The 21,710-nt window shown below is 27.4% G+C and carries 21 protein-coding genes and 1 pseudogene; 4 read left to right on the top strand and 18 right to left on the bottom strand.

Annotation, left to right across the window (positions count from 1 at the left end):
- Positions 1-43: 43 nt before the first annotated feature.
- Positions 44-577 carry a GrpB family protein gene (locus NQ543_RS09540; RefSeq protein ID WP_004609589.1) on the bottom strand — a complete coding sequence of 178 codons (534 nt, stop codon included), beginning with the start codon at positions 575-577 and terminating at the stop codon, positions 44-46.
- A 23-nt stretch (positions 578-600) separates the two neighbouring features.
- On the bottom strand, positions 601-1,101 hold the full coding sequence (locus tag NQ543_RS09545; protein ID WP_004609588.1) for a GNAT family N-acetyltransferase: 501 nt from the start codon (positions 1,099-1,101) through the stop codon (positions 601-603).
- Positions 1,102-1,165: 64 nt separating this feature from the next.
- On the opposite strand from NQ543_RS09545, the pseudogene NQ543_RS09550 reads away from it, so the two are divergent.
- Together NQ543_RS09550 and NQ543_RS09555 are read left to right on the top strand one after the other, a co-directional pair.
- Positions 1,166-1,494 (top strand): annotated as a pseudogene (locus NQ543_RS09550) (hypothetical protein); the annotation flags it as partial.
- 100 nt (positions 1,495-1,594) lie between these two features.
- A complete protein-coding gene (locus NQ543_RS09555) occupies positions 1,595-2,290 on the top strand; it encodes a restriction endonuclease (protein WP_004609587.1) in 696 nt (231 codons plus the stop codon).
- On the opposite strand, the gene NQ543_RS09560 is transcribed toward NQ543_RS09555, so the two are convergent.
- From NQ543_RS09560 to aroE, 4 genes are read right to left on the bottom strand one after another with little or no spacing between them, the layout of a single operon-like run.
- Complete coding sequence (locus NQ543_RS09560) at positions 2,280-2,930, bottom strand: TIGR01906 family membrane protein (RefSeq protein WP_004609586.1); 651 nt, start codon at positions 2,928-2,930, stop codon at positions 2,280-2,282. The two genes, NQ543_RS09555 and NQ543_RS09560, sit on opposite strands and share 11 nt — an antisense overlap.
- Positions 2,920-3,429, bottom strand: coding sequence for a tRNA (cytidine(34)-2'-O)-methyltransferase (locus NQ543_RS09565; protein ID WP_004609585.1), 510 nt, complete (start codon positions 3,427-3,429; stop codon positions 2,920-2,922). The genes NQ543_RS09560 and NQ543_RS09565 overlap by 11 nt, the downstream gene beginning before the upstream one ends.
- Positions 3,429-4,016, bottom strand: coding sequence for an RdgB/HAM1 family non-canonical purine NTP pyrophosphatase (rdgB, locus tag NQ543_RS09570; protein ID WP_004609584.1), 588 nt, complete (start codon positions 4,014-4,016; stop codon positions 3,429-3,431). Before rdgB ends, NQ543_RS09565 begins: the two co-directional genes overlap by 1 nt.
- Positions 4,013-4,885: a shikimate dehydrogenase gene (gene aroE / locus NQ543_RS09575; protein ID WP_039903984.1), complete on the bottom strand. Its 873-nt coding sequence runs from the start codon at positions 4,883-4,885 to the stop codon at positions 4,013-4,015. The genes rdgB and aroE overlap by 4 nt, the downstream gene beginning before the upstream one ends.
- Positions 4,886-5,045: 160 nt before the next feature.
- On the opposite strand from aroE, the gene NQ543_RS09580 reads away from it, so the two are divergent.
- Positions 5,046-5,861, top strand: a complete 816-nt coding sequence (locus tag NQ543_RS09580) for a Cof-type HAD-IIB family hydrolase (protein ID WP_004609581.1) — start codon at positions 5,046-5,048, stop codon at positions 5,859-5,861.
- 63 nt (positions 5,862-5,924) lie between these two features.
- Here NQ543_RS09580 and NQ543_RS09585 read toward each other — a convergent pair whose 3' ends face one another.
- The 3 genes from NQ543_RS09585 to NQ543_RS09595 all read right to left on the bottom strand — a co-directional run bounded on the left by NQ543_RS09585 (position 5,925) and on the right by NQ543_RS09595 (position 8,249).
- Positions 5,925-6,677 (bottom strand): MurR/RpiR family transcriptional regulator, encoded by a 753-nt coding sequence (locus NQ543_RS09585; protein WP_004609580.1) that lies wholly within the window; start codon positions 6,675-6,677, stop codon positions 5,925-5,927.
- The gene (locus NQ543_RS09590; RefSeq protein ID WP_039903980.1) at positions 6,677-7,411 is read right to left on the bottom strand and encodes a metallophosphoesterase; all 735 of its coding nucleotides are present in this window, start codon (positions 7,409-7,411) and stop codon (positions 6,677-6,679) included. The genes NQ543_RS09585 and NQ543_RS09590 overlap by 1 nt, the downstream gene beginning before the upstream one ends.
- A gap of 79 nt (positions 7,412-7,490) precedes the next feature.
- Positions 7,491-8,249 (bottom strand): formate/nitrite transporter family protein, encoded by a 759-nt coding sequence (locus NQ543_RS09595; RefSeq protein ID WP_004609578.1) that lies wholly within the window; start codon positions 8,247-8,249, stop codon positions 7,491-7,493.
- Between the two features lie 195 nt (positions 8,250-8,444).
- Between NQ543_RS09595 and NQ543_RS09600 the strand changes: the two genes are divergently transcribed.
- Positions 8,445-10,349, top strand: a complete 1,905-nt coding sequence (locus NQ543_RS09600) for an NAD(+) synthase (RefSeq protein ID WP_039903978.1) — start codon at positions 8,445-8,447, stop codon at positions 10,347-10,349.
- A 52-nt stretch (positions 10,350-10,401) separates the two neighbouring features.
- Here the strand turns inward: NQ543_RS09600 and groL are convergent, their stop codons facing one another.
- From groL to abc-f, 9 genes are all read right to left on the bottom strand, one after another.
- On the bottom strand, positions 10,402-12,018 hold the full coding sequence (gene groL, locus NQ543_RS09605; RefSeq protein WP_004609576.1) for a chaperonin GroEL: 1,617 nt from the start codon (positions 12,016-12,018) through the stop codon (positions 10,402-10,404).
- Positions 12,019-12,031: 13 nt separating this feature from the next.
- Positions 12,032-12,292 carry a GroES family chaperonin gene (locus NQ543_RS09610; protein WP_004609575.1) on the bottom strand — a complete coding sequence of 87 codons (261 nt, stop codon included), beginning with the start codon at positions 12,290-12,292 and terminating at the stop codon, positions 12,032-12,034.
- A gap of 290 nt (positions 12,293-12,582) precedes the next feature.
- Positions 12,583-14,169 (bottom strand): IS1182 family transposase, encoded by a 1,587-nt coding sequence (locus tag NQ543_RS09615; protein WP_004609179.1) that lies wholly within the window; start codon positions 14,167-14,169, stop codon positions 12,583-12,585.
- A gap of 97 nt (positions 14,170-14,266) precedes the next feature.
- Positions 14,267-14,935: a potassium channel family protein gene (locus tag NQ543_RS09620; RefSeq protein ID WP_004609574.1), complete on the bottom strand. Its 669-nt coding sequence runs from the start codon at positions 14,933-14,935 to the stop codon at positions 14,267-14,269.
- A gap of 12 nt (positions 14,936-14,947) precedes the next feature.
- Complete coding sequence (locus tag NQ543_RS09625; RefSeq protein ID WP_004609573.1) at positions 14,948-15,595, bottom strand: potassium channel family protein; 648 nt, start codon at positions 15,593-15,595, stop codon at positions 14,948-14,950.
- Positions 15,592-17,253, bottom strand: a complete 1,662-nt coding sequence (locus NQ543_RS09630) for a cation-translocating P-type ATPase (RefSeq protein WP_004609572.1) — start codon at positions 17,251-17,253, stop codon at positions 15,592-15,594. Before NQ543_RS09630 ends, NQ543_RS09625 begins: the two co-directional genes overlap by 4 nt.
- A gap of 5 nt (positions 17,254-17,258) precedes the next feature.
- The gene (locus NQ543_RS09635) at positions 17,259-18,416 is read right to left on the bottom strand and encodes a cation-translocating P-type ATPase (RefSeq protein WP_004609571.1); all 1,158 of its coding nucleotides are present in this window, start codon (positions 18,414-18,416) and stop codon (positions 17,259-17,261) included.
- 314 nt (positions 18,417-18,730) lie between these two features.
- Positions 18,731-19,696, bottom strand: a complete 966-nt coding sequence (locus NQ543_RS09640) for a hypothetical protein (protein WP_004609570.1) — start codon at positions 19,694-19,696, stop codon at positions 18,731-18,733.
- A gap of 519 nt (positions 19,697-20,215) precedes the next feature.
- On the bottom strand, positions 20,216-21,637 hold the full coding sequence (abc-f, locus tag NQ543_RS09645) for a ribosomal protection-like ABC-F family protein (protein WP_004609569.1): 1,422 nt from the start codon (positions 21,635-21,637) through the stop codon (positions 20,216-20,218).
- Positions 21,638-21,710 lie beyond the last annotated feature (73 nt).

Consider the following 21,710-nt stretch of genomic DNA (forward strand, 5'->3'; position numbering starts at 1 on the left):
TATATAATTTTTTCAGTGTTGTAAATAAGGGTTTGAATCATCATTATTTACCTTTCCATATCCTTGCTTCTATAAGAAAGTTATCTATTAGCTGTTGCTTTCCTTTAGTATATTGTTTACGATCATTATAAAACTTATTTGCAAGTCCTTGTTTTAAATTATCATATTGTTTAGCTTTTAAAGGGAAAGCATTTAAATAATCACGAAAATTAATATAATTATTCCATTCAATCCCATCCCATTTAACTACATGGATATGATGCGTTCTAATATCTTTTTCAAAATCACCTTTTACAAATAATATTTGATTAGAAACATCATTTCCTCGATAAATTAATTCTTTTTCTTTTAATACATCAATATATGGTACAATATCAATTAAATTATATACACCAATCACAATATCAATAATGGGCTTTGCATGTATTGAAGCAATAGCTGTGCTTCCAATGTGCTGAATATCAATAGCAACATTACCTAAGAAGTCTTTTAACTCTTTAATTGTTCGATTTGCTTCGTTGTCCCATTTTTCCTGATGAATTATCAATTTTACAGTACCTCTTTTTAAACCTATCATACAATTAAATCTTTCTTATTAATTTACCTTACTTTTCCATAAATACATAAATCATAAATGTTTTCGTTTTTAATAACTGCTTTTTCCATTACTCCTTCAAGTATAAAACCATTCTTTTCTAGCACTTTTCTTGACGCAATATTTGGTTTATATACAAGTCCTGTAATACGAATAATATCTAATTTTTCAAAAGCAATTTCGCAAACCTGTCTTACAGCTTCGCTCATGACTCCTTTTGAACATACCTCTTGTAATAGATAATAACCAATTTCAGAATCTTTTCGATATACATCTTCCTTTTGTTCGACTGATATTGTACCTACGACTTTTCCATTAAAAACAATTTCTCGAAATACGCCTTTTTTATCATCATTTTCTTTGACCATATTCAACCACCATTGGGCAGATTTATTTGTATATGGGTTAGGTAGCCTGTCTGATAAATAACCTCTATCAATCGAATTACACATTGCGATAAGAGAGTCTTTATCTTCAAGAGTCCATTTTCTTAGCTCAACATTCATATCTAACACCTCATTTATAAATTCTAATTTATCCGTTTCTTCATACCAATATTATAACAATTCCATATATCCGCCACAACCAAAATTAGCATATCTGCATACTAGAAAGAGCCAACGAACAAACGAAAAATACTTATATAAATATGTGAACACATTTGGAAACACAAAATATATGTGTGCTAGGAGCATTGATACAATCAAGCCCTCTGATACTAAAGAAATAGGTATTATACATAAAAGATAAAGGCTTTTCTTATAATAATATGCATGTTAAAAGCACCTTCTACATAGCCAAGTAAGATGATTATGTAAGAAAAAACCTCCTTTAATCTCAAATTGAGTGAGGTAAAAAATAATACCAAAGAGAAAATCACATTTACAAAGGAACAAGAATAAATTGTATTTTGTTACTTTGATATATAATTATCTACAAATATTTTTCTTTTAAAACTTTGTTTGTAGTTGTGGTATAATATGCAAACGGAGGTAGTTTATGAAACTTTTATTTGTTTGGTTAATTAATACTATTATTGTTTTGCCTTTTAAAGTCATTAGATTAGTTATTAAAATTATTTATCAAATTATTAAAAATATCTATTTTAATAACTTAAATTTGGACTATATCAATAATCTTGATGGTTACCAATTTGAAGCATTTACAAAAATATTATTAGAAAAAAATGGCTTTAAAGATGTTCATATTTCAAAAAGCAGTAATGATTATGGTATTGATATCCTTGCAAAAAAAGATAATTATACATACGCAATTCAATGTAAACGATATAATAAACCCGTTGGCATTAAAGCTATTCAAGAAGCAATTGCTGGCTGTGTTTATTATCAATGTGACATCCCGGTTGTTTTTACTAATAATATTTTTTCTAAAGCAGCTATAAATTTAGCTAATATTAATGATGTTGAACTATGGGATCATGATATGTTATGCTATTTTTTAAAGAAGTCAAAATTGTTATCAAAAAACATCCCTTTTTATTATCCTATTATTTCTTTATTAATAACTATTTTATTGTGTTATGTTTATTTTATATATAATCAATTATTAATAATTTTATTGATTAGTATCTTTATTTTTATAAGTATTTTAATTAAAATGATCAACAACAAAAAAAAGACTTTGCTTATTACCACAAAGCCAAAAATCCATGATTATAGCGATACTATAAATTAGTATCGCTAATTATTTGTTTTTGTTTATATCGATAAAAAATCAAACAAAGTAAAGCAAAAACCACAATTATTAAAACAATCAAGATAAAACAATGCATAAAAAATGTTTCTGGTAAAATTGTAATAACCGGATCAGTTTGATAATCAAAAATCCAAAAATCATTTCTAAAAAAGAGTTTATGAAAAATTATAAATGCCTGATCAAAATCTATTGCTACTAAAAAACCTAATATAGAAGGAATTAAGATTGTTATGATTCCTGTCAATCGTAAAAAACGATATTCTTTTTCTTTAAATCTTTTAATTAGTAAAATTATTGATATTATTCCACTAATCAACATACTTACTTGAATTACTTCAAAAATTGTTTTTACTTCTTGAAAATGAATTCTACCAGCTACAGACATTGCAAAATCAGGTAAATTCAAATTTCCCTGATAAAAAATAGACTGATAATTTATTAATATATCATAATTATCTTTTATTGTTTCAACTGGAAGCCCACTGATTTTATCAATATTTAAATAATTAATATCAAAATAGTATAACTGTTTAAAAAAGACAGTAAATACAATTGCAAATGAAATAATAAAAATCATTAATACAATTGATAAAATAATATCTTTTTTATTATAAGTCATATAAAAATTCTTCCCCTTTTTGTACTTCTACTTTAGATAAATTAGGATAATTTTGTTGTCTTAATACCTCATAAATACAAATTGCTGCACAATTTGATAAATTAAGACTTCTTACCTTATCGCTCATTGGAATTCTTAAACAACTATCTAGATGTTTAGTTAATATTTCCTTTGGAATTCCATCATGTTCATGACCAAAGAATAAATAATGATCTGTAGATGAATCACTAAAATCCTGATCAGTAAAACATAAATGTGAATAGCGGGTAAAAAAGTGATATTCACCAGGATTCTTTCGAACAAATTCCTCGTAATTTTCATATACACGTAAATCTAAATCTTTTACATAATCTAAACCAGCTCTTTTCATTTTTTTATCATCTAAATCAAAACTCATTGGTTTAATAATATGTAAAACAGTGTTTGTTGCTACACAAGTTCTCATAATATTTCCTGTATTTTGAGGGATTGCTGGATGAACTAAAACTATATGATTCATTATAACATCTCCTTTAATATTGAATATAATTTTTTAAGTGCTTTAGCACGATGTGAATACTTATTTTTTTCTTCCATTGGCATCATTGCTGAAGTCATTTTACATGGTGGAAAATAGAAAATTGGATCATAACCAAAACCATTTTCTCCTTCAATTTTATCATTGATTAAACCTTCCATCGTTTCTTCAATAATGATTGGCTCTTTATCAGGAATAACCAAAGCCATTGCGCAAACAAAACGAGCACTACGCTCTTTTCCTTTTATTGCATCAATAATATATTTATTTTTTATATCATAACTTGTATCTTCACCAAGAAAACGTGATGAATATATACCTGGTTGTTTATCTAATGCATCTACTTCTAAACCACTATCATCAGCTAAAACTGGTTTGTTGACAATTTTAGCAATTGTACTAGCTTTTATTAATGCATTTTCTTTAAAAGATGTTCCTGTTTCTTCAATATCTATTTCCTGATCTAAGACATCTTTCATTGATAATACATTAATATCAATATCTTTTAACATTGCTTTAATTTCTTTTAATTTTCCCTGATTAGTTGTTGCTAAAATTAATTCTTTCATTTTTTTACCCCTATTCCTAAAACTTTTTTTACTTTATCAATTGGCATATCTTTTCCTGTCCAAATCTTAAATGATTCAGCCCCTTGATACAATAACATTAATTCACCATTCATAACTTTACATCCCGCATTTTTAGCCATTTGTAAAAGTTTTGTAGTTGCTGGTTGATAAATTATATCAGCTACTTTTAATTGACTAGAAAAATATGATTCATCAGGTACTACTGATTGATCTAGCATTGGTTCCATTCCAACACCAGTAGTATTTATAAATAAGTAACTATTATGCATATCTTGTTTTAATGAATCCAAATCGCTTAATAATTTAAATTTAATTTTACAATTTGTTTCTTTGATTGTATTATTAATAATTTTAATAAATTCAGCTTTTTTACTTCGATTATAAACAATTATCTCACTAGCTCCATCTAATGCCATTTGTACCATAATAGCCTTACATGCCCCACCAGCTCCAACAATCGTTATTTTTTTATTTACAATATCCCAACCTTGTTCATTTATAGCTTTAATAAAGCCTATTCCATCTGTAATTGTACCATAATAGCGATTTTCTATTAATTTAATTGTATTTACAGCATTACATAATCTAGAAGCAGTTGAAATTTCATCTAAATAAGGAATAATGGCTTCTTTATGTGGCATAGAAACATTGCTTCCTTCTACTTTTAATATTTTAAAACTTTTAATAGTATCTTTTAATTGCTCAGATTTAATATCAAAAGCCAAATAAACACTATCGATATTCAATTCTTTAAATGCTAAATTATGCATGATTGGTGATTTTGAATGGTGTGCAGGACTACCAATAAATGCATATAAGCTTGTTGTTGCACTAATTCTTGAATCCATAATTACCTCCTATTTAGAGGATATTATAACACGGTTAATTAAAACTGTGCAGTTATTTAAAAAAATAGTTACATATTGATAAAATATTTATTTGCGAAAAATGTAGTTATTTTGTATAATTTGACATGTTAATAATGAATTTTTAAAGTGAGGAACGAAAATGGGTAAATACAAGTTAGCTGCATTAGATATGGATGGTACTTTATTAAATAGCCAAAAAAATATTACACCTTCAACTATTGAAACAATAAAAAAAGCATTAAAACTAAATAAATACATTGTTTTATCAACTGGCAGAGCTTTAGATGAATTACGTGATTATCATCAACAACTTACTGATATTCCTTATGGTATTTTAGCAAGTGGAGCTTTAATTTATGATTTTAAAGATAACAAAATTATTCATCATGAAACTTTTTTAACATCACAAATCAATAAAATTTTTAAAGCTATCAATCAAGAAAACATCATGATTCATTTCTTTTCAAGTGGTAGATCAATTGTTTCAAAAAAAGATATTTCCAATATGGATAAATATCAAATGAGCATTTATCAACCAATGTTCAAACGTGTTGCAACTACAGTAGATGATATAATCGATTACGCTAAAAATCATCCGATTGAAAAAATAAATCTATATCATCAAAATGAAGCAGCAAGAGCTGAAACTTTTGAAAAATTAAAAGATTTATCACTTTCATTTGCTTTTGCTGAAACAACTTCTTTAGAAATTTCTCCATCAAATGTAACTAAAGGACAAGGATTAATTAAGTTATGTCATTTTTTAGACATTGAGCTTAGTAAAACAATTGCTGTTGGTGATGCTGATAATGATTTAGATGTGTTAAAAACTGCAGGTTTAGCAGTAGCTATGAAAAATGCTAATGATAACGTTAAAAAAATTTGTGATGTAATTGTTGATGATAATGATCATGATGGTTGTAAAGAAGCAATTGAAAAATATCTTATTAAATAAAAAAAGGGAAATAAATCCCTCAAAATAATATATACTATAAGAAGTTTAATTAAACTTCTTTTTTTATAAATAATACTTTTGATAATAGCAAACTCGAAGTAAATCACAAATAGTCATTATCTGATAGTTAAATTCTATTCCATCAAATTTACCAGGAACTTGAATTACATATTTTGATATTTTGTATTCATCAAGAGTATAAGCTTTATTTTGTGTAATTAAAATTGACATTGTTTGATCTAGATCAAATTCTTTTTTTATTTGCATAAATGTATTCATTGAACGACCTGTAGCAGAAATAAAAATAATTACATCGTCTTGATTAATTTTAATATTTTTATCGAAAAAACGATATTGAATTACTGGTTTTCCAAAAGTTACTAAATCTGTCTGTAATTCAACTGTAATTGACATTGGATATAAAGCACCAACTAAGATGATTTGCTTTGCTTTAAAAATCGCTTTACATATAATTGAAATATATTCATTGATGTTATCATCAAAACAATTATTTCCTATTTTTTTAATTATCCATTCACTATCAATCCCTAGCATTCTAGCTCTAATTTGATCAATTCTAATCATATAATCTCGAAGCAAACTACTTTTAAATTCATCAAAATTTTTAAAACCCAATAAATTACAAAAATTTATAATTTTATCTTTATCAATCCTACTTTTTAAACAAACGTCATCAAAACTCATATCTTCAAATTCTAAATAATTATAAACAACAAACTTACAAAAACGATAATAACAATCATCTACTAAACTACCATTTAAATAAGTCAAAATTCTACTAAGTAAAAGATTCATTATTTCCCCTCCTTTTTAATAACAAATACTTCCATTGTATTTAGACATAAACAATTCAATTGCCCATTATCAAATGGTCCTAAACCACCATCAATTCCTATCTTATCTTTATAAATTGGATCATACCAAATATCAAAACAAGAACTATCATGATGAATGTAACAAGTTGGTGTATGCCCAAAAATAATTATTTTATTATCTATTCCTTTTGACATAAAAAAATATTCACGCATCCAAGCACATTCTTCTTCAGTTTGATGATACAGATCTTTTTCAGGATTTATTCCTGCATGAATTAAAACATAATCTTGATTATTACAATTTATCTCAATAAATGAAGGACAACTATCAACATATTCAATCATCATCTTATAAAAAGCCGCTTTTAAAATACTATATTCATATTCATCGAAGGCTTTCTTTTTTAAATATTGATGATAACTAGTGCATGTTTTACTACCTCCATTTTGAAACCATAATCTCCCTTGTGAAGTATTTAAATCTCCTGCTTTAAAAGCATCACGCATCATCAATTCATGATTTCCTTTAATCAGATGAACATTCTTTAGTTTTTCTATATACATGTATATTTTTAAACTATCTGGTCCTCGATCACAACAATCGCCTAAAATATATAATTCATCGTTATCATTAAAATTAATCTTTTTAAGCATTTGTATAAAAATATCAAAATGTCCATGTAAATCTGATAACACATAAATATTTTTAGACATTGATACACCCCCTTTTTTATAGTTTAACATTATTTTAAATTTGAATAAATAAAAAATAGATTTACAAACAACTGTAAATCTATTTTTTAGGTTTAATCATCATATATAGTGGTAGTCCAAGTAAAACACCACCACCAACAATATTTCCAACTGTAGCAATTAACATATGTAGTGGTAATAACGACCAATCAAAACTTGTTCCTAAGCCAGTAATTCCTAATGTAAAATATCCCATATTAGCAATACTATGTTCAAAGCCAGGTAATACAAACGCCATAACAACAATCATCATAATAATTGTTTTAGCAGTATCATCTTGCATTTTCATTCCTACATATGCTCCAACGCATACGATAAAATTACATAAAACACCTTTAATAAAAAGTTCCCCAACACTAAAAGTTAATTTTCCACTTACAATACTTTCAATATAAGGAATAAATAAATCATGGTTACTTCCGCTTTTAACAAATAAAAAACAAACTAACGAAATCCCAATAAAATTTCCAATATAACAAATAATCCACATCGGAATAATTTGTTTAAATTTTAATTTTTTACCATATATAGGTATCATTGTTGTAAAACAATTACCTGTAAATAATTCCGAACCTAAAATAACAATAATTACTAAACCAATCCCAAATGAACCAGCTACCGCTATCTTTGATGCAATTAAATTAGTTTGAAACAACAAAGTACCTAAAGTAACAGACAAAATAGTTGCTATTCCCAAATATAACCCTGCTACAATTGCACGTGCAAAAAATCTCCCTGGTTCGTCTCGACACATTTCATATTTTTTTATTCCTAAATCTGATAACATCTCAAAACTCATAAAAACCCTCCAAATCTTTTTTATTATAAACTAAATTATTTGTACTTTCAACAAATTATCTAATTTCTCAGTATTTTTATCAGCTTGTATTTTGTTGATTTTTGTATTTCCCAGGAAATTATTTTAATAAAATATTTAGTTTAGATTGTTTACAAATAATTAAAAGTGTACAATATAATCATTGGAGGAATGATAATGAAAGATGGATATATACGTATAGCTGCAGCCTCGTTTGATACAAATATTGCAGATATTAAAAATAATAGTTTACAAATCTGTAAACTAATTGAACAAGCTTATGAAAATAAAGCAAAAATAATTGTATTTCCAGAATTATGTTTAACAGGATATACATGTGAAGACTTATTTAATCAAGATCGTTTATTAAATGAAGCTAAATTTCAATTACAAAATATTATTGAAAAAACAATTAATAAAGATATTATTGTGGTAGTAGGTTTACCATATCAGCATTTAAATAGTCTATATAATGTAGCAGCAATTATTCATAGTGGTAAATTATTAGGTCTAGTTCCTAAAACTCATGTTCCTAATTATCAAGAATTTTATGAAGCTAGACGTTTTGAAAAAGCACCATCAAAAAATACAACCGTATTTTTTAATGGTCAAACTACTCCATTTGGTACTAAATATATTTTTGCTTCATCAACTAATTGTGAATTTAAATTTGGAGTTGAAATTTGTGAGGATCTCTGGTTGCCTGATGCCCCAAGTATTGATCTTGCCTTAAATGGTGCAACATTAATTTTAAATCCTTCAGCTAGTAATGAAATAACAACTAAAAAAGACTATCGTCGCTTATTAGTAAAATCACAATCTGCACGATTAATTTGTGGATATGTTTATTGTAACGCTGGAAATGGTGAAAGTACTACTGATGTAGTATTTAGTGGTCATCATATTATTAGCGAAAATGGTACCATCATCAATGAAAGTCAAGGATTTAATAGTGAGATAATATATGGCGATTTAGATCTGAAAAAATTATCTAGCGAAAGACGTAAAATGACCACTTTTAAATCAAAAGATGAGTATGAAACAATATATTTTGATTCAACTAATATTGATCTAGATACAACATATTATTATGACCCTCATCCTTTTGTACCTAATAATTTAGAACTTAGAGAAAAACGCTGTAAAGAAGTTTTTGATATTCAAACTTATGGATTGATGCAAAGATTAAAAGCAACAAATATTAAAAAAGTTGTAATTGGTATTTCTGGAGGGTTAGATTCTACTTTAGCATTACTTGTTTGTACAATGGCATTTAAAAAATTAAATTATGATACTAAAGATATCATCGCAATTACAATGCCTTGTTTTGGAACAACTTCTAGAACTAAAAATAACGCCTTAGGATTAATGAAAGAATTAAATGTTACAAGTTATGATATTGATATTAGTGAATCTGTAAAAATACAATTTAGAGATATTGAACAAGATGAAACCATTCATGATGTTACTTATGAAAATGTTCAAGCCCGTACCAGAACTGAAATTTTAATGAATAAAGCAAATCAAGTTGGTGGTTTAGTTATTGGAACAGGTGATTTGTCTGAAGTTGCTTTAGGTTGGTCAACTTATAATGGTGATCATATGAGTATGTATGCTGTTAATGTTTCTGTTCCAAAAACTTTAGTTCGTTATTTAGTTGATTATGTATCTAGTTTATATCGTGGTCAAAAATTAGAAGCTATTTTAAAAGATGTTTTAGATACTCCTGTTTCACCTGAATTATTACCTCAACAAGATGATAAAATAGTTCAAAAAACTGAAGATATCGTAGGACCATATGAATTACATGATTTCTTTATTTATCATATGATTCGTTTTAGCGATGAACCAAAAAAACTATTAAGAAAAACTAAATTAGCTTTTAAAGATAAATACGATAATGAAACAATTAAAAAATGGTTAATTAAATTTTATTGGCGTTTTTTCACCCAACAATTTAAACGCAGTTGTATTCCTGATGGTCCTAAAGTTGGTAGTGTTTCACTTTCTCCACGTGGAGACTGGAGAATGCCTAGTGATGCTAGTGTAAAAGAATGGATTCATGAATTAGAAAATAATTAAAAAAAGCAGGTAATTAAATGTTTTGCATTTAACTACCTGTTTTTATTATCTATTAGTACATTCCTCCAGGCATTGCAGGAGTTTGAGGTTCGTCAGATTTAATTTCAGCTACACCTACTTCAGTAGTAATAAATAAAGCTGAAATACTAGCTGCATTTAATAATGCACTTCGTGTTACTTTAGTTGGATCAATGATACCAGCTTCAAACATATCTACCCATTTACCATCCTTAGCATCAAAACCAATATTTTTATCAGCTACTTTTTGTTCTTCGACAATATCTTCACAATTGTATCCCGCATTTTGTGCAATTTGACTGATTGGTGCAAGTAATGCACTCATAACAATATTAATACCTTTTTGAATATCAACATTATCATTTTTCAATACTGGTTTTAATTCTTTATAAGCTTCTACTAATGCTGCTCCTCCACCAATTACAATACCTTCTGATACCGCTGCTTTAGTGGCATTTAAAGCATCTTCAATTCTTAATTTCTTTTCTTTTAATTCACTTTCTGTAGTTGCTCCAACTTTAATTGTAGCAACTCCATTAGTTAATTTACCTAATCTTTCTTGATATTGTTTTTTATCATAATCACTAGTTGTATTAGCAATTCTTGTTTTGATTTCTTCAATACGAGCTTTTAGTTCTTCACTTGCTTCATTATTACTGATCATTGTTGTATTATCTTTAGTTACAATTACTTTTTTTATAGTACCTAATTCTTCAAGCTTCATATCTTCTAATTTCATGTTTAATTCTTTGTTATAGAATTTAGCATTAGTTAATGCTGCGATATCTTGAAGCATTTCTTTTTGATTATCACCAAAACCAGGTGCTTTTGTTGCCACAACATTAAATGTTCCTCTTAATTTATTTAATACTAGTGTTGAAACAACTTCATTTTCAAAGTCTTCAGCAATTAATAACAATGGTTTATTAGCTTGTAATACTTGTTCTAAAACCGGTAATACTTCTTGAATATTATTGATTTTATGATTAGTAACTAAAACATATGGATTTTCTAATTCAACTTGCATTTTTTCACGATCAGATACCATATATGGTGATACATAACCTTTGTCATATTGCATTCCTTCGCTAATTTCTAATTCATTATCAAATCCATTACTTTCATCTACATTAATAATTCCATCGCGACCAACTTTATCCATTGCTTGAGCGATTAAATCACCAATTTCTTTACTTCCCGCAGAAATTGTTGCAACACTAGCAACATCATTACTTGTTTCCACTTTACGTGAATTTTTCAAAATTGTTTTAGCAACTTCTTTACTTGCATATTCAATACCTTCACGCATTAAAACTGGATTACTTCCTTTATCAACTGCTTTAATTCCATTATTAATCATATCACGAGCAAGAATTGTAGCAGTAGTTGTTCCATCTCCAGCTACATCATTAGTATTATTTGCAACTTCATATACTAATTTTGCTCCCATATTTTCAAACTTATCTTCTAATTCAATTTCTTTTGCAATACTTACACCATCATTAGTAATTAATGGAGAACCATAACTTTTTTCCAATACAACATTTCTTCCTTTAGGTCCTAAAGTTACACATACAGCATCTCCAAGAATATTAACACCCTTTAACATTGCCTTACGGGCATCGCTTGAAAATCTAACTTCTTTACTCATAACTAACTACCTCCTATGCAAGATATCCTAAAATATCTTTTTCACTAATAACAATATATTCAACTACATCAATTTTAATATTCGTACCTGAATATTCTTTATAAACTACTTGATCGTTTTCCTTAATTTCAGCTTTACAATCTTTTCCAATTGCAACAACTGTTGCTACACTTGGCATACTTTTACTTTCAGTCGTTAAAATAATTCCACTTGATGTTTTATTTTCTACTTTTTCTTTTTTCAAAACAACATTATCATGTAATGGCTTAATCATTTTAATCACTCCTTTTTAGCACTTGCCATACCTAAGTGCTAAGTATATTATACTCCTTTCTAGCACTTTGTCAATAAGAGTGCTAAATTTATTTAAATATTTATAAATTATCCAAAAATACTACAAATTAAAAGGGGCTGTAACGAATAAGGATTTTTAATCTTTAGGCGTTACGCCTTTTTTTGCTTGATACAGTATATTTAGATAAAAAACAAAGTTATCCATATTTAGATAACTTTTTTGGTACTATAAAAACATCATGTGCTTTTTACATGTTTTTATTTAGCTTTTTAGGAAATTGATATTTCCTTCTTTTTCATCTTTTTATTGTGGTATTTGCGTATATTATAGGCAATCCCTATTAACAGCAGTTCTGTTTTTACATTTATGTTTCCTCTTCTTTTTAATCGGACATAATCCATATTCTGCTTTATTATTCCAAATGTCCCTTCTGACTGTATACTTCTTTGCTTTTTCATCTCTTTTCCTTCTTCGGTTCCAAGATTTTCATCTACTTTTTCCTGCATTTCATTTAAGGCATAATTTATCTGTATTTTTCTTTGCTCCTTTGCCTTTGTGCATTTTTCTTTTACTTTACAGTCATGACATTTACCACATTCGAATACTCTGCTGATTTGTAGATATTCACCTGCTGTGTTCCATCTTTCTTCTTTTTCAATATTAAATGAATGTCCCTGTGGGCAGACTTTAAATCCCTTTTCATCATATTCCCAGTTCATCTGATTATATATTTTCTTTTTAAATTCCTTTGTATTCTTTTTTGCATAATAATTATACTTTAATCCCAGTTCCATCCCGTTTATGACATTAAAAAGCAAATTATCATAGCTTCCATATCCGGCATCGCCTATTGGCCATTTTGGATAACAGCCGTATCTTTCTTTATATTTTTTCATAAACGGTATATATGTTTTTGTATCAGCAGGATTTGAAAATATATCCATATGCATAATATATTCATCACTTACACCTATTTGCAGGTTATATCCCGGTTTAAATATACCTGTATGATTATAATAGTCATACTTCATGTTCATCATGGTAGCATCATGATCAGTCTTTGAATAACTGTTCCTGTCGCCACATATGTTCAATGATTCTTCATATCTCATTAATTTTATATAGATTTCAAGAAATTCATCATAATATTTCTGTAATAAGGAACGTCTTTTGCCTTTTCCGTATACTATTTCTATATTTTGTCTTATCATCAGTTCCATTAACTGTTCTGCAATCAGTCCTGTATCATCAGCAGAATATCTTGATTTTATATCATATTTAAAGTTAAGATCATCATTTAATCTTATGATCAGATCTGTCACTTTAAGAAATGCTTTTTCCTGATAGCCTAGAATAGCTTTTTTCCAAACAAAACTGTTTTTCCTTGCATTGGCTTCTATCTTAGTTCCATCAATATAAAGTTTAGAAATATCAACATCATCTAATTCAATGATTCTTTTAACAACATCATAAAAAATATCTTCGATAGACATCGATAATTTTTCTGATATAAATCTTTGAAAAGCCATGAAAGAAGGAGTTTCATCATTAGCCAGCCACATATATCGGATATCATATCTGCATAATTCTTCCATTTTTCTTAATTCATATTGACCGTTTATAAATGCAAACAATGTAACCTGTAACATCATATTAGGGTCGTAGCCCCTGTTGCCTCTATGGGGGCAGTTAAAATACTTTGAAGTGTTAATTCCTTTCATAATTTCTACGAAAGATGTCACCGGATCATCTACAGGAACAACTGTAAAAAAATCTAGTGGAAGTTTACATTGAAATGTATTATAATAAGAATTGTCAATCGGGTAATTAGATTCTATTATTTTTATATTTTGCATAATCTAATTATACCAAAAATAGCACTTATACTCATCTGAGTTTAAGTGCTATTTTTTTATTTTTGGTCAAACACATTATTTTAATGCGTTACAGCCTCTAACCAATAAATAATTTATTTAGTTCTTTAATTGCATTTTCATCACCAAAAGCTAAAATATTTTGACCCGCTTCAATAACTGTATCTCCATGTGGAATAACCATTTCATCATTATCATCATAAATTGCAATTAAAATTGCATTATTAGGCAAAACAATATTTGAAATAGTTTTACCAACATAACTTGACTTATAATCTACATGAATTCGTACAATTGAATAATCCCCTTTTGATAGCTTCATTAAAGTCATAATTGATCGATAATTCATTTCATCAGCAATCATATGACCAATAATATCAGCTTGGTTGATTTTAACATCAACACCCATTCCGGTATTAAATAGCCAAGCATTTTTAGGGTTATTAACTCGTGCAATAACTCTTAAAACACCATATTCAAATTTTGCTAACATGGCTGTTGTTAAATTGACTTCATCTAATCCAGTGACACAAACCAAAGCCTCACAAGTTCTAATATTTGCTTTTTCTAATACTTCAATGTCAGTTCCATCACCAATTATCAGACATTCTTCTGGTAATCCGGATTTTTTATAATTTTCAATTGCTTTAACACGATTTTCAATAACTTTTACGGTATGATTATTTTTTAACAATAATCCTGCAATATATGAACCAATTTGGCCTCCACCAACAATAATTATCTCCATTTTTATCACCTCTTAATATAAAGTTTGCTTAAATTTTGCTATCGATTCGTCTAATACTGAAAAATAAATTGTATCATTATCTTTTATTTTTGTATCCTTTAAAGGCATCATTGTATTATCATTCCGTTCAATTGCAACAATTTCAAATTCACCACGTGATGATATTTCTTCAACAGTTTTATTTATTAAAACCAATGGTGCCTTTAATTTAATTATTTTTATTTCACTATTTTCCCCAATCTTCTTTACAACTTGCAAACGATTATTATCAAAATAATCCAAAATTCTTTCAACACCTAAATCTGTAATTGAAATAATATGAATTCCCATTGAACGAAAAATACGTGCTTTTGATTTATCATACATTCTTGCAACAACATTATTAACATGATAAATATTATGTGCAATATTACTAACAACTGCATTAATTGCATCACTACTTGAACAACTAATTAAAGCATCAGCCATTTTAATTCCTGCAGCTTCTAAAATATCTTTATCATAACCCATTCCTAACAATGTACGACCTGTAAAATTAGTTCCAAGATTATTAAATGCTTCTAGACGATTATCAATAACAGTCACATCATGATTTTGATTGTTTAAATAGTTAGCTAAGCGAGTACCGAACTTCCCACATCCAACAATTATAATTTTCATTTTTTTACACCCTTTCTTTTATGTCTATTTCTAATTATTTTTTTTCTTAATTCTTCAATTGCAAAAACTACAAAAGGTATTGGTAATGCATAAAGCCATTCGATTATTCCAATTGGTGATGTATTAAATACATTATTTAATATAGGAATATATATTATTGCTATCAAAATCAAAAATTCAACGACTAGTCCTAAATTAATATATTTATTTGTAAAAATACCACGTTTAAATACAGATTCACTTTCAGTACGGTTATTCATTACCATTCCCATTTGAGCAAATACAACTCCAACTAACATCATTGTTGTTGCTTTATAATAAATTGTACTACCTTCCATTGCTAGCGGTTTTTGAGGCCAACCATTTAAGTAATTAACTAAGAAATATCCCCCTAAAGCAAATAATGTGATTAATAATCCATACCATATAAAACCTACTAAAATAACTTTTTTATTAAGTAAACGTTCATTAACCTTACGAGGTGGTTGATTCATAATATTATCTTCTGGAAGTTCAGCACCTAAACCTAGTGCAGGAATCATATCAGTACCAATATCAATTGTTAAAATTTGCATAATTGTAAGTGGCATTGGCACTAAACCACCCGAAAATAAATATAATGCTGGTGCGGCCGCTTCTGGAGTATTACTATCAAAAATATAACGTAAGAATTTTCGAATATTATTATATACTGCTCTTCCTTCTTCAATTGCTTTTACAATTGATGCAAAATTATCATCAGTTAAAATCATATCAGCAGCTTCTTTAGCAACATCAGTTCCAGTAATTCCCATTGCAACACCAATATCTGCTTTCTTTAAAGCTGGTGAATCATTAACACCATCTCCAGTAACAGCAACAATATTTCCCATTTCCTGTAAAGCACAAACAATTCGATATTTTTGATCTGGTGCCATTCGAGCAAAAACAACTTCACCTTTAAGTACTTCTTTTAGCTCTTCATCATTCATGTTACTTAATTCTACACCTGAAATAATTTTTGCATCATTACTTCTGATGATTCCAATTTTACGTGCAATACTTTCTGCTGTTAATCCATAATCACCTGTGATCATAACTATTTTAATACCCGCACTGTGACATAATTCTACTGCCTCTTTCACTTCTTTTCGAGGTGGATCTTGCATTGCAATTAAACCCAAAAATGTTAAATCTTTTTCAATTACTTCTGGACTATAATCTCTAATTGAACTTGGTAAATCTTTATCCTGAGGTTTTAATGTTCGATACGCAACTGCTAATACTCTTAAACCTTCGCGAGCATACATATCATTAGCCTTCATAATATTTATACGATCTTCATCACTAATTGCTCTGGCTTTTCCTTGAAAACAATGAGTACATAATTCCATTACTTCTTTTGGTGACCCTTTAACAAAAGCAATTCGCTGACTACCTTCAAATGGTTCTTTCAACTGATGAATAGTTGTCATCCTCTTTCTTCTCGATTCAAATGGTAATTCTAAAATTCGGGGATAATAACTATTTAACTTATCCAAATCTATTTTTCCTTTTCGAGCAACAACTTCTAAACATGCCTCAGTTGGATCCCCTAAAACAGTATAGCGTCCATTGATACTATCTTTTTCAGGTGCGATTAATTTTGCATTCGAACATAAAACAGCACCACTTAACAATAAATTTAAACTATTACTTTTTTAGCATCTATTTCTTGATTACCATTATAAATTTTTCCTATTGGTGCATATCCTTCACCACTAACATCCATTTGACAATCAACTGTCCATAAATGATTAACCGTCATTTCATTTTGAGTTAATGTTCCTGTTTTATCAGAACATATAACATTAGTACATCCTAATGTTTCAACTGCAGATAATTTTTTAACTAATGCATTTTCTTTAGCCATTCGTTGTACTGATAAGGCTAATGATAATGTAACAGCTGGTAATAACCCTTCAGGAATAAAAGCAACGATCATACCCAAAGCAAAAATAAATGATTCTAATAAGGGATCTTTGATAATAAAAATTGCAATTAACATAAAGGCTATTCCTATGCTTAAAGCAATAATTGCTATTTGCTTTGTTAAAACATTCAATTCCTTTTGTAAAGGTGATAATGTTTTTTCAGTATTTTGTGTTAAATCAGCAATTTTTCCAAATTCACTATTCATCCCAGTAGCAACAACGACACAATGACATGTTCCTGAAGCAACTGTTGTACCTGTAAAAATCATATTTTCAGCTTCAAGGTATGAAACTTCTTCTTTTAAAGCTTCAAAATTTTTTCTAATTGGGTTACTTTCTCCTGTCAAAGTAGATTGATCAACTTGAAAATCACTACAACGCAAAATTCTTGCATCCCCGCAAATACGATCACCTTCTTCTAAAATCATTATATCACCAGGAACAATTTCTTCTGCTAAAATTTTTACTTCTTTACCATTTCTAACAACACGAGCATATGAAGGCATCATTTTTTGCAATGCATTGGTTGCCTTTTCAGCTTTAAATTCTTGAAAAAAAGAAAAAAATCCATTAATTAAATTTACACAAAAAATTGCTATTCCTAATTCTATAGTTCCTGACAAAATTGCAAGTAAACCACTACCCCATAAAAGTAATGCCATTAAGCTAGTAAAATTTGAAAATAATTTTTTAATCATCGGTGTTTCTTTTTTACTAGCTATTTCATTTTTACCATACTTTTCAATTCGTTCTTTTACTTGAACTTCTGATAAACCTTCCATGCTACTATTCATTAAAGTATAAGCTTCAACAGGTGTCAGGTACATTATTTGATGATCATTAAATTTATTATTTTTATTCATATTCATACAATAAATCTCCTAATATTACTATGTTTTTCTTATCTATAAACAAAATTAATTTTTAATGATATCATTTTCATCTCCTTTCAAGCCTGTCAAAATAAAAAACAGATCCACAAGTGAATCTGTCTGTATCGTAATTTACTAAACTATAAATAGCTGTTTTAACGTAATTTTACATTGAATAAATAAAGCATATGCTTTATGACAGACTCCACCACTTATTCAACGCCCAAATCATAGCACAACCTATATAAAGAGTCAACAAATACTATCACTATCTTTTTTTATAAAAAAGAATTAACATTTTATGTTAATTCCTATAAATTTACTATATACACTTTTCCTTGACATGATATTCTAAGTTGTTTTTTATTATTAACAATAGAATCAGGAACATTGAATGCAAAATGTACAAATTTACTTTGATCATTTGCGATATTAGTACTTAATCCTTTATCCAAAGTAGTTCTTTCATCATTTTCACATAATACAATTGCTGGATATTCATTTCCATCAGCATCAATTAATTTCATTGTTAAAAGATTACTTGCTAACAAATCATTTCCAGAAACATTTTTTACTGTAGCATTTACATCAACATAACTACTACTTTCATCATCCACCTTATAATAAGTATATAAGCCAGTTGGATTAGCTGGATTTATTTCTTTTGTAGTATTTACTGCTTGTAATGTAACTTCACTATAACCTTCAAATACAGTCAATTCATTTAAATTCATCTTTATATATTTTTCATCAACATTATCTAATTTAAATTTTAAACTAGCTTTTTCTGGTTCTTCTTTTGTTGTTGAAAGTATAAAATTAACTTGTTTATCTAATTTTTTGGGATTTACCTCAGCATAAAAATGTACTCTTCTTGAACTATCTCCAGCAATAATTCCATCTTGACTTAATGAAGTACCATTTTCACTTACCATAGCTAATGCTGATAAATATTCTTCATCACCAATTTTAAAAGAAGCAGTTAATTTTTTTGTTATATCTAGATCAGTAGATTTTAAATTTTTAATATTTACGATCAAATCTAATAAAACATTACTTTCTTTTTGTGGTTTATAATAAGTATAAGTATCGTTGATCGTATCAGGAATGATCTGTTTTGGTTTTCCAATACTTTCTATTTGATATGATATTAAATTATCTAATTTATTTTCTTTGTTCCATTTTATTGTTTTTGTTGTATCTTGATTTTCTTGACTACAAGCAGTTAAACCAAATGTTACTAGACATACTAACAATATTTTTATTATCTTTTTCATAGTTCCTCCTTTTCATAACCTTTTTTAATACATATATTTTACTACAAATAACTTTATAAAACCACATTTTAAATAATCTCATTTATTTTTCTAATAATAACTTTTTTGTATTAATATAAATTTGTTTTATTTAACTAGCTATTTTCTCTTTAAAAAATAAAAACTACCCTTTTTATAATTTATTATAAAAATAAAAGTAGTGTCTTTTTTACTTATAATAATATTATTACTATTTATATAAAACCTTATTAGTTTAATTATATCATAAATCAATAAAAAAGATACAAAAAGCACAATTTTTGAAATAAACTTGAATATCTTTTATTATTAAGTTATATTTTAAGTGGATAAAGAAAAGTGATTAAAACTATTCTTCATAAAGAAATATTTGGATAAATGGTTAAGAAATATAATTATTGTAATATGATGGGATAAATAGCTAATTTAATTTTGTTTGTACATCCAAATATTTTGAATTTTAAAAGAATTGTGGCAGAGTAAACCACAATTCTTTTTTATTTATATTAATACTTTTTTAGTAGCAACATTATCACAAAAATATTGATCATGCTCCACAAATAAAACTGTAGCATCGAAAGATAATAACAGCTCTTGAATTTGCATTCTTGTAAAAATATCTAAATAATTTAATGGCTCATCCAAAATATATAAGTGTGCAGATTGACATAAAACTCCAGCTAACATTACTTTCTTTTTTTGTCCTTTACTATAAGTACTAATATCTTGTAAAAATAACTCTCGAGAAAAATCTATTTTACGTAAAATCGTTTTGAATAAACTAAGATCCAAATCATTATTTCTGGCATAATCATCCAAACTACCTGATAAATTGCTGTCATCTTGCGACAAATACGCAATTTTTAAATTAGATCCAATATTAATTTTACCTTCATATTCAATATTTCCACCCATAATCAATTTAATAATACTTGATTTTCCAGAACCATTTTTACCTACTAAATTAATTCGTTCATGACGATTTATACTAAAACTTACATTTTCAACAATTGCTCGATTGTCATAAATTATTTTAATATTCTCTAAATAACATAAGCATTTTTTAGAATAAACTAATGGTGCTATTTTTAATTTTTCAACAATTTCAACATTTTTTGAGCGTTGCATCATTTTAGCAGCTTTATGCCCAATAAAACCTCTATCACCTTTTTCACCAGATACACGAGCACTTTTCGTTGCTTCTACTTTATGTGACCAACTTTCATTTTGTTTTGCTGCTGTTTTTAATCTTTTTATATCTTTTTTTAAATGTTTATTTTTTTGAATTTCTAATTCATCTTGATTATTTTTTAACTCATACCAAAGCGAAAAATTTCCTTTTATTACCTCTATACTAGTTCGATTAATTACAAGTACATGATCAATACAACTATCTAAAAAATTACGATCATGACTTACTAAAATAAAGCCTTTCTTTTTTCTTAAATAATTACTTAAAATCTTTCTTCCATGATAGTCTAAATGATTAGTAGGTTCATCAATCAAAACGATATCATGTGGTTTTAAAAATAAAACAGCTAAAAGTACTTTAGTTTGTTCACCTTTAGATAAAGTTGAAAACATTTGATCTAAAACAATTAAATCAACAGCAAATAAAGACAATTCTCTTTCAACTTCCCATAATTGATAATCATCTAAAATATTATCAATAATATCAATTGTTTTTAAATTCTCATCTTTGATTAAAAAAGGAAAATAATCAAATAAATAATTTTGTGTAATCTCTCCTTGATAATCATAATTACCACAAAACAAATTTAATAAAGTTGTTTTTCCTTTACCATTTCTGCCAATTAAACCTAACTTCCAATTAGTATCGATTTTAAAACTAATATTATCAAACACATTTTCAGTTTGATTATCATAACCAAATGTCAAATTCTTTACTTCTAATAATCCCATCTAATATTCCTCCCATAAATAAAATAAAAAGCTACAAGAAAATATATACTCGTAGCTAAAAATATTAGATAAC

The sequence above is a fragment of the Thomasclavelia spiroformis DSM 1552 genome, assembly GCF_025149465.1.
Taxonomy (GTDB): Bacteria; Bacillota_I; Bacilli_A; order Erysipelotrichales; family Coprobacillaceae; genus Thomasclavelia; species Thomasclavelia spiroformis.

Coding starts and splice junctions, on each gene's coding strand:
- NQ543_RS09540 (WP_004609589.1), bottom strand. CDS start 577: ATGATAGGTTTAAAAAGAGGTACTGTAAAATTGATAATTCATCAGGAA.
- NQ543_RS09545 (WP_004609588.1), bottom strand. CDS start 1,101: ATGAATGTTGAGCTAAGAAAATGGACTCTTGAAGATAAAGACTCTCTT.
- NQ543_RS09555 (WP_004609587.1), top strand. CDS start 1,595: ATGAAACTTTTATTTGTTTGGTTAATTAATACTATTATTGTTTTGCCT.
- NQ543_RS09560 (WP_004609586.1), bottom strand. CDS start 2,930: ATGACTTATAATAAAAAAGATATTATTTTATCAATTGTATTAATGATT.
- NQ543_RS09565 (WP_004609585.1), bottom strand. CDS start 3,429: ATGAATCATATAGTTTTAGTTCATCCAGCAATCCCTCAAAATACAGGA.
- rdgB (WP_004609584.1), bottom strand. CDS start 4,016: ATGAAAGAATTAATTTTAGCAACAACTAATCAGGGAAAATTAAAAGAA.
- aroE (WP_039903984.1), bottom strand. CDS start 4,885: ATGGATTCAAGAATTAGTGCAACAACAAGCTTATATGCATTTATTGGT.
- NQ543_RS09580 (WP_004609581.1), top strand. CDS start 5,046: ATGGGTAAATACAAGTTAGCTGCATTAGATATGGATGGTACTTTATTA.
- NQ543_RS09585 (WP_004609580.1), bottom strand. CDS start 6,677: ATGAATCTTTTACTTAGTAGAATTTTGACTTATTTAAATGGTAGTTTA.
- NQ543_RS09590 (WP_039903980.1), bottom strand. CDS start 7,411: ATGTCTAAAAATATTTATGTGTTATCAGATTTACATGGACATTTTGAT.
- NQ543_RS09595 (WP_004609578.1), bottom strand. CDS start 8,249: ATGAGTTTTGAGATGTTATCAGATTTAGGAATAAAAAAATATGAAATG.
- NQ543_RS09600 (WP_039903978.1), top strand. CDS start 8,445: ATGAAAGATGGATATATACGTATAGCTGCAGCCTCGTTTGATACAAAT.
- groL (WP_004609576.1), bottom strand. CDS start 12,018: ATGAGTAAAGAAGTTAGATTTTCAAGCGATGCCCGTAAGGCAATGTTA.
- NQ543_RS09610 (WP_004609575.1), bottom strand. CDS start 12,292: ATGATTAAGCCATTACATGATAATGTTGTTTTGAAAAAAGAAAAAGTA.
- NQ543_RS09615 (WP_004609179.1), bottom strand. CDS start 14,169: ATGCAAAATATAAAAATAATAGAATCTAATTACCCGATTGACAATTCT.
- NQ543_RS09620 (WP_004609574.1), bottom strand. CDS start 14,935: ATGGAGATAATTATTGTTGGTGGAGGCCAAATTGGTTCATATATTGCA.
- NQ543_RS09625 (WP_004609573.1), bottom strand. CDS start 15,595: ATGAAAATTATAATTGTTGGATGTGGGAAGTTCGGTACTCGCTTAGCT.
- NQ543_RS09635 (WP_004609571.1), bottom strand. CDS start 18,416: ATGAATATGAATAAAAATAATAAATTTAATGATCATCAAATAATGTAC.
- NQ543_RS09640 (WP_004609570.1), bottom strand. CDS start 19,696: ATGAAAAAGATAATAAAAATATTGTTAGTATGTCTAGTAACATTTGGT.
- abc-f (WP_004609569.1), bottom strand. CDS start 21,637: ATGGGATTATTAGAAGTAAAGAATTTGACATTTGGTTATGATAATCAA.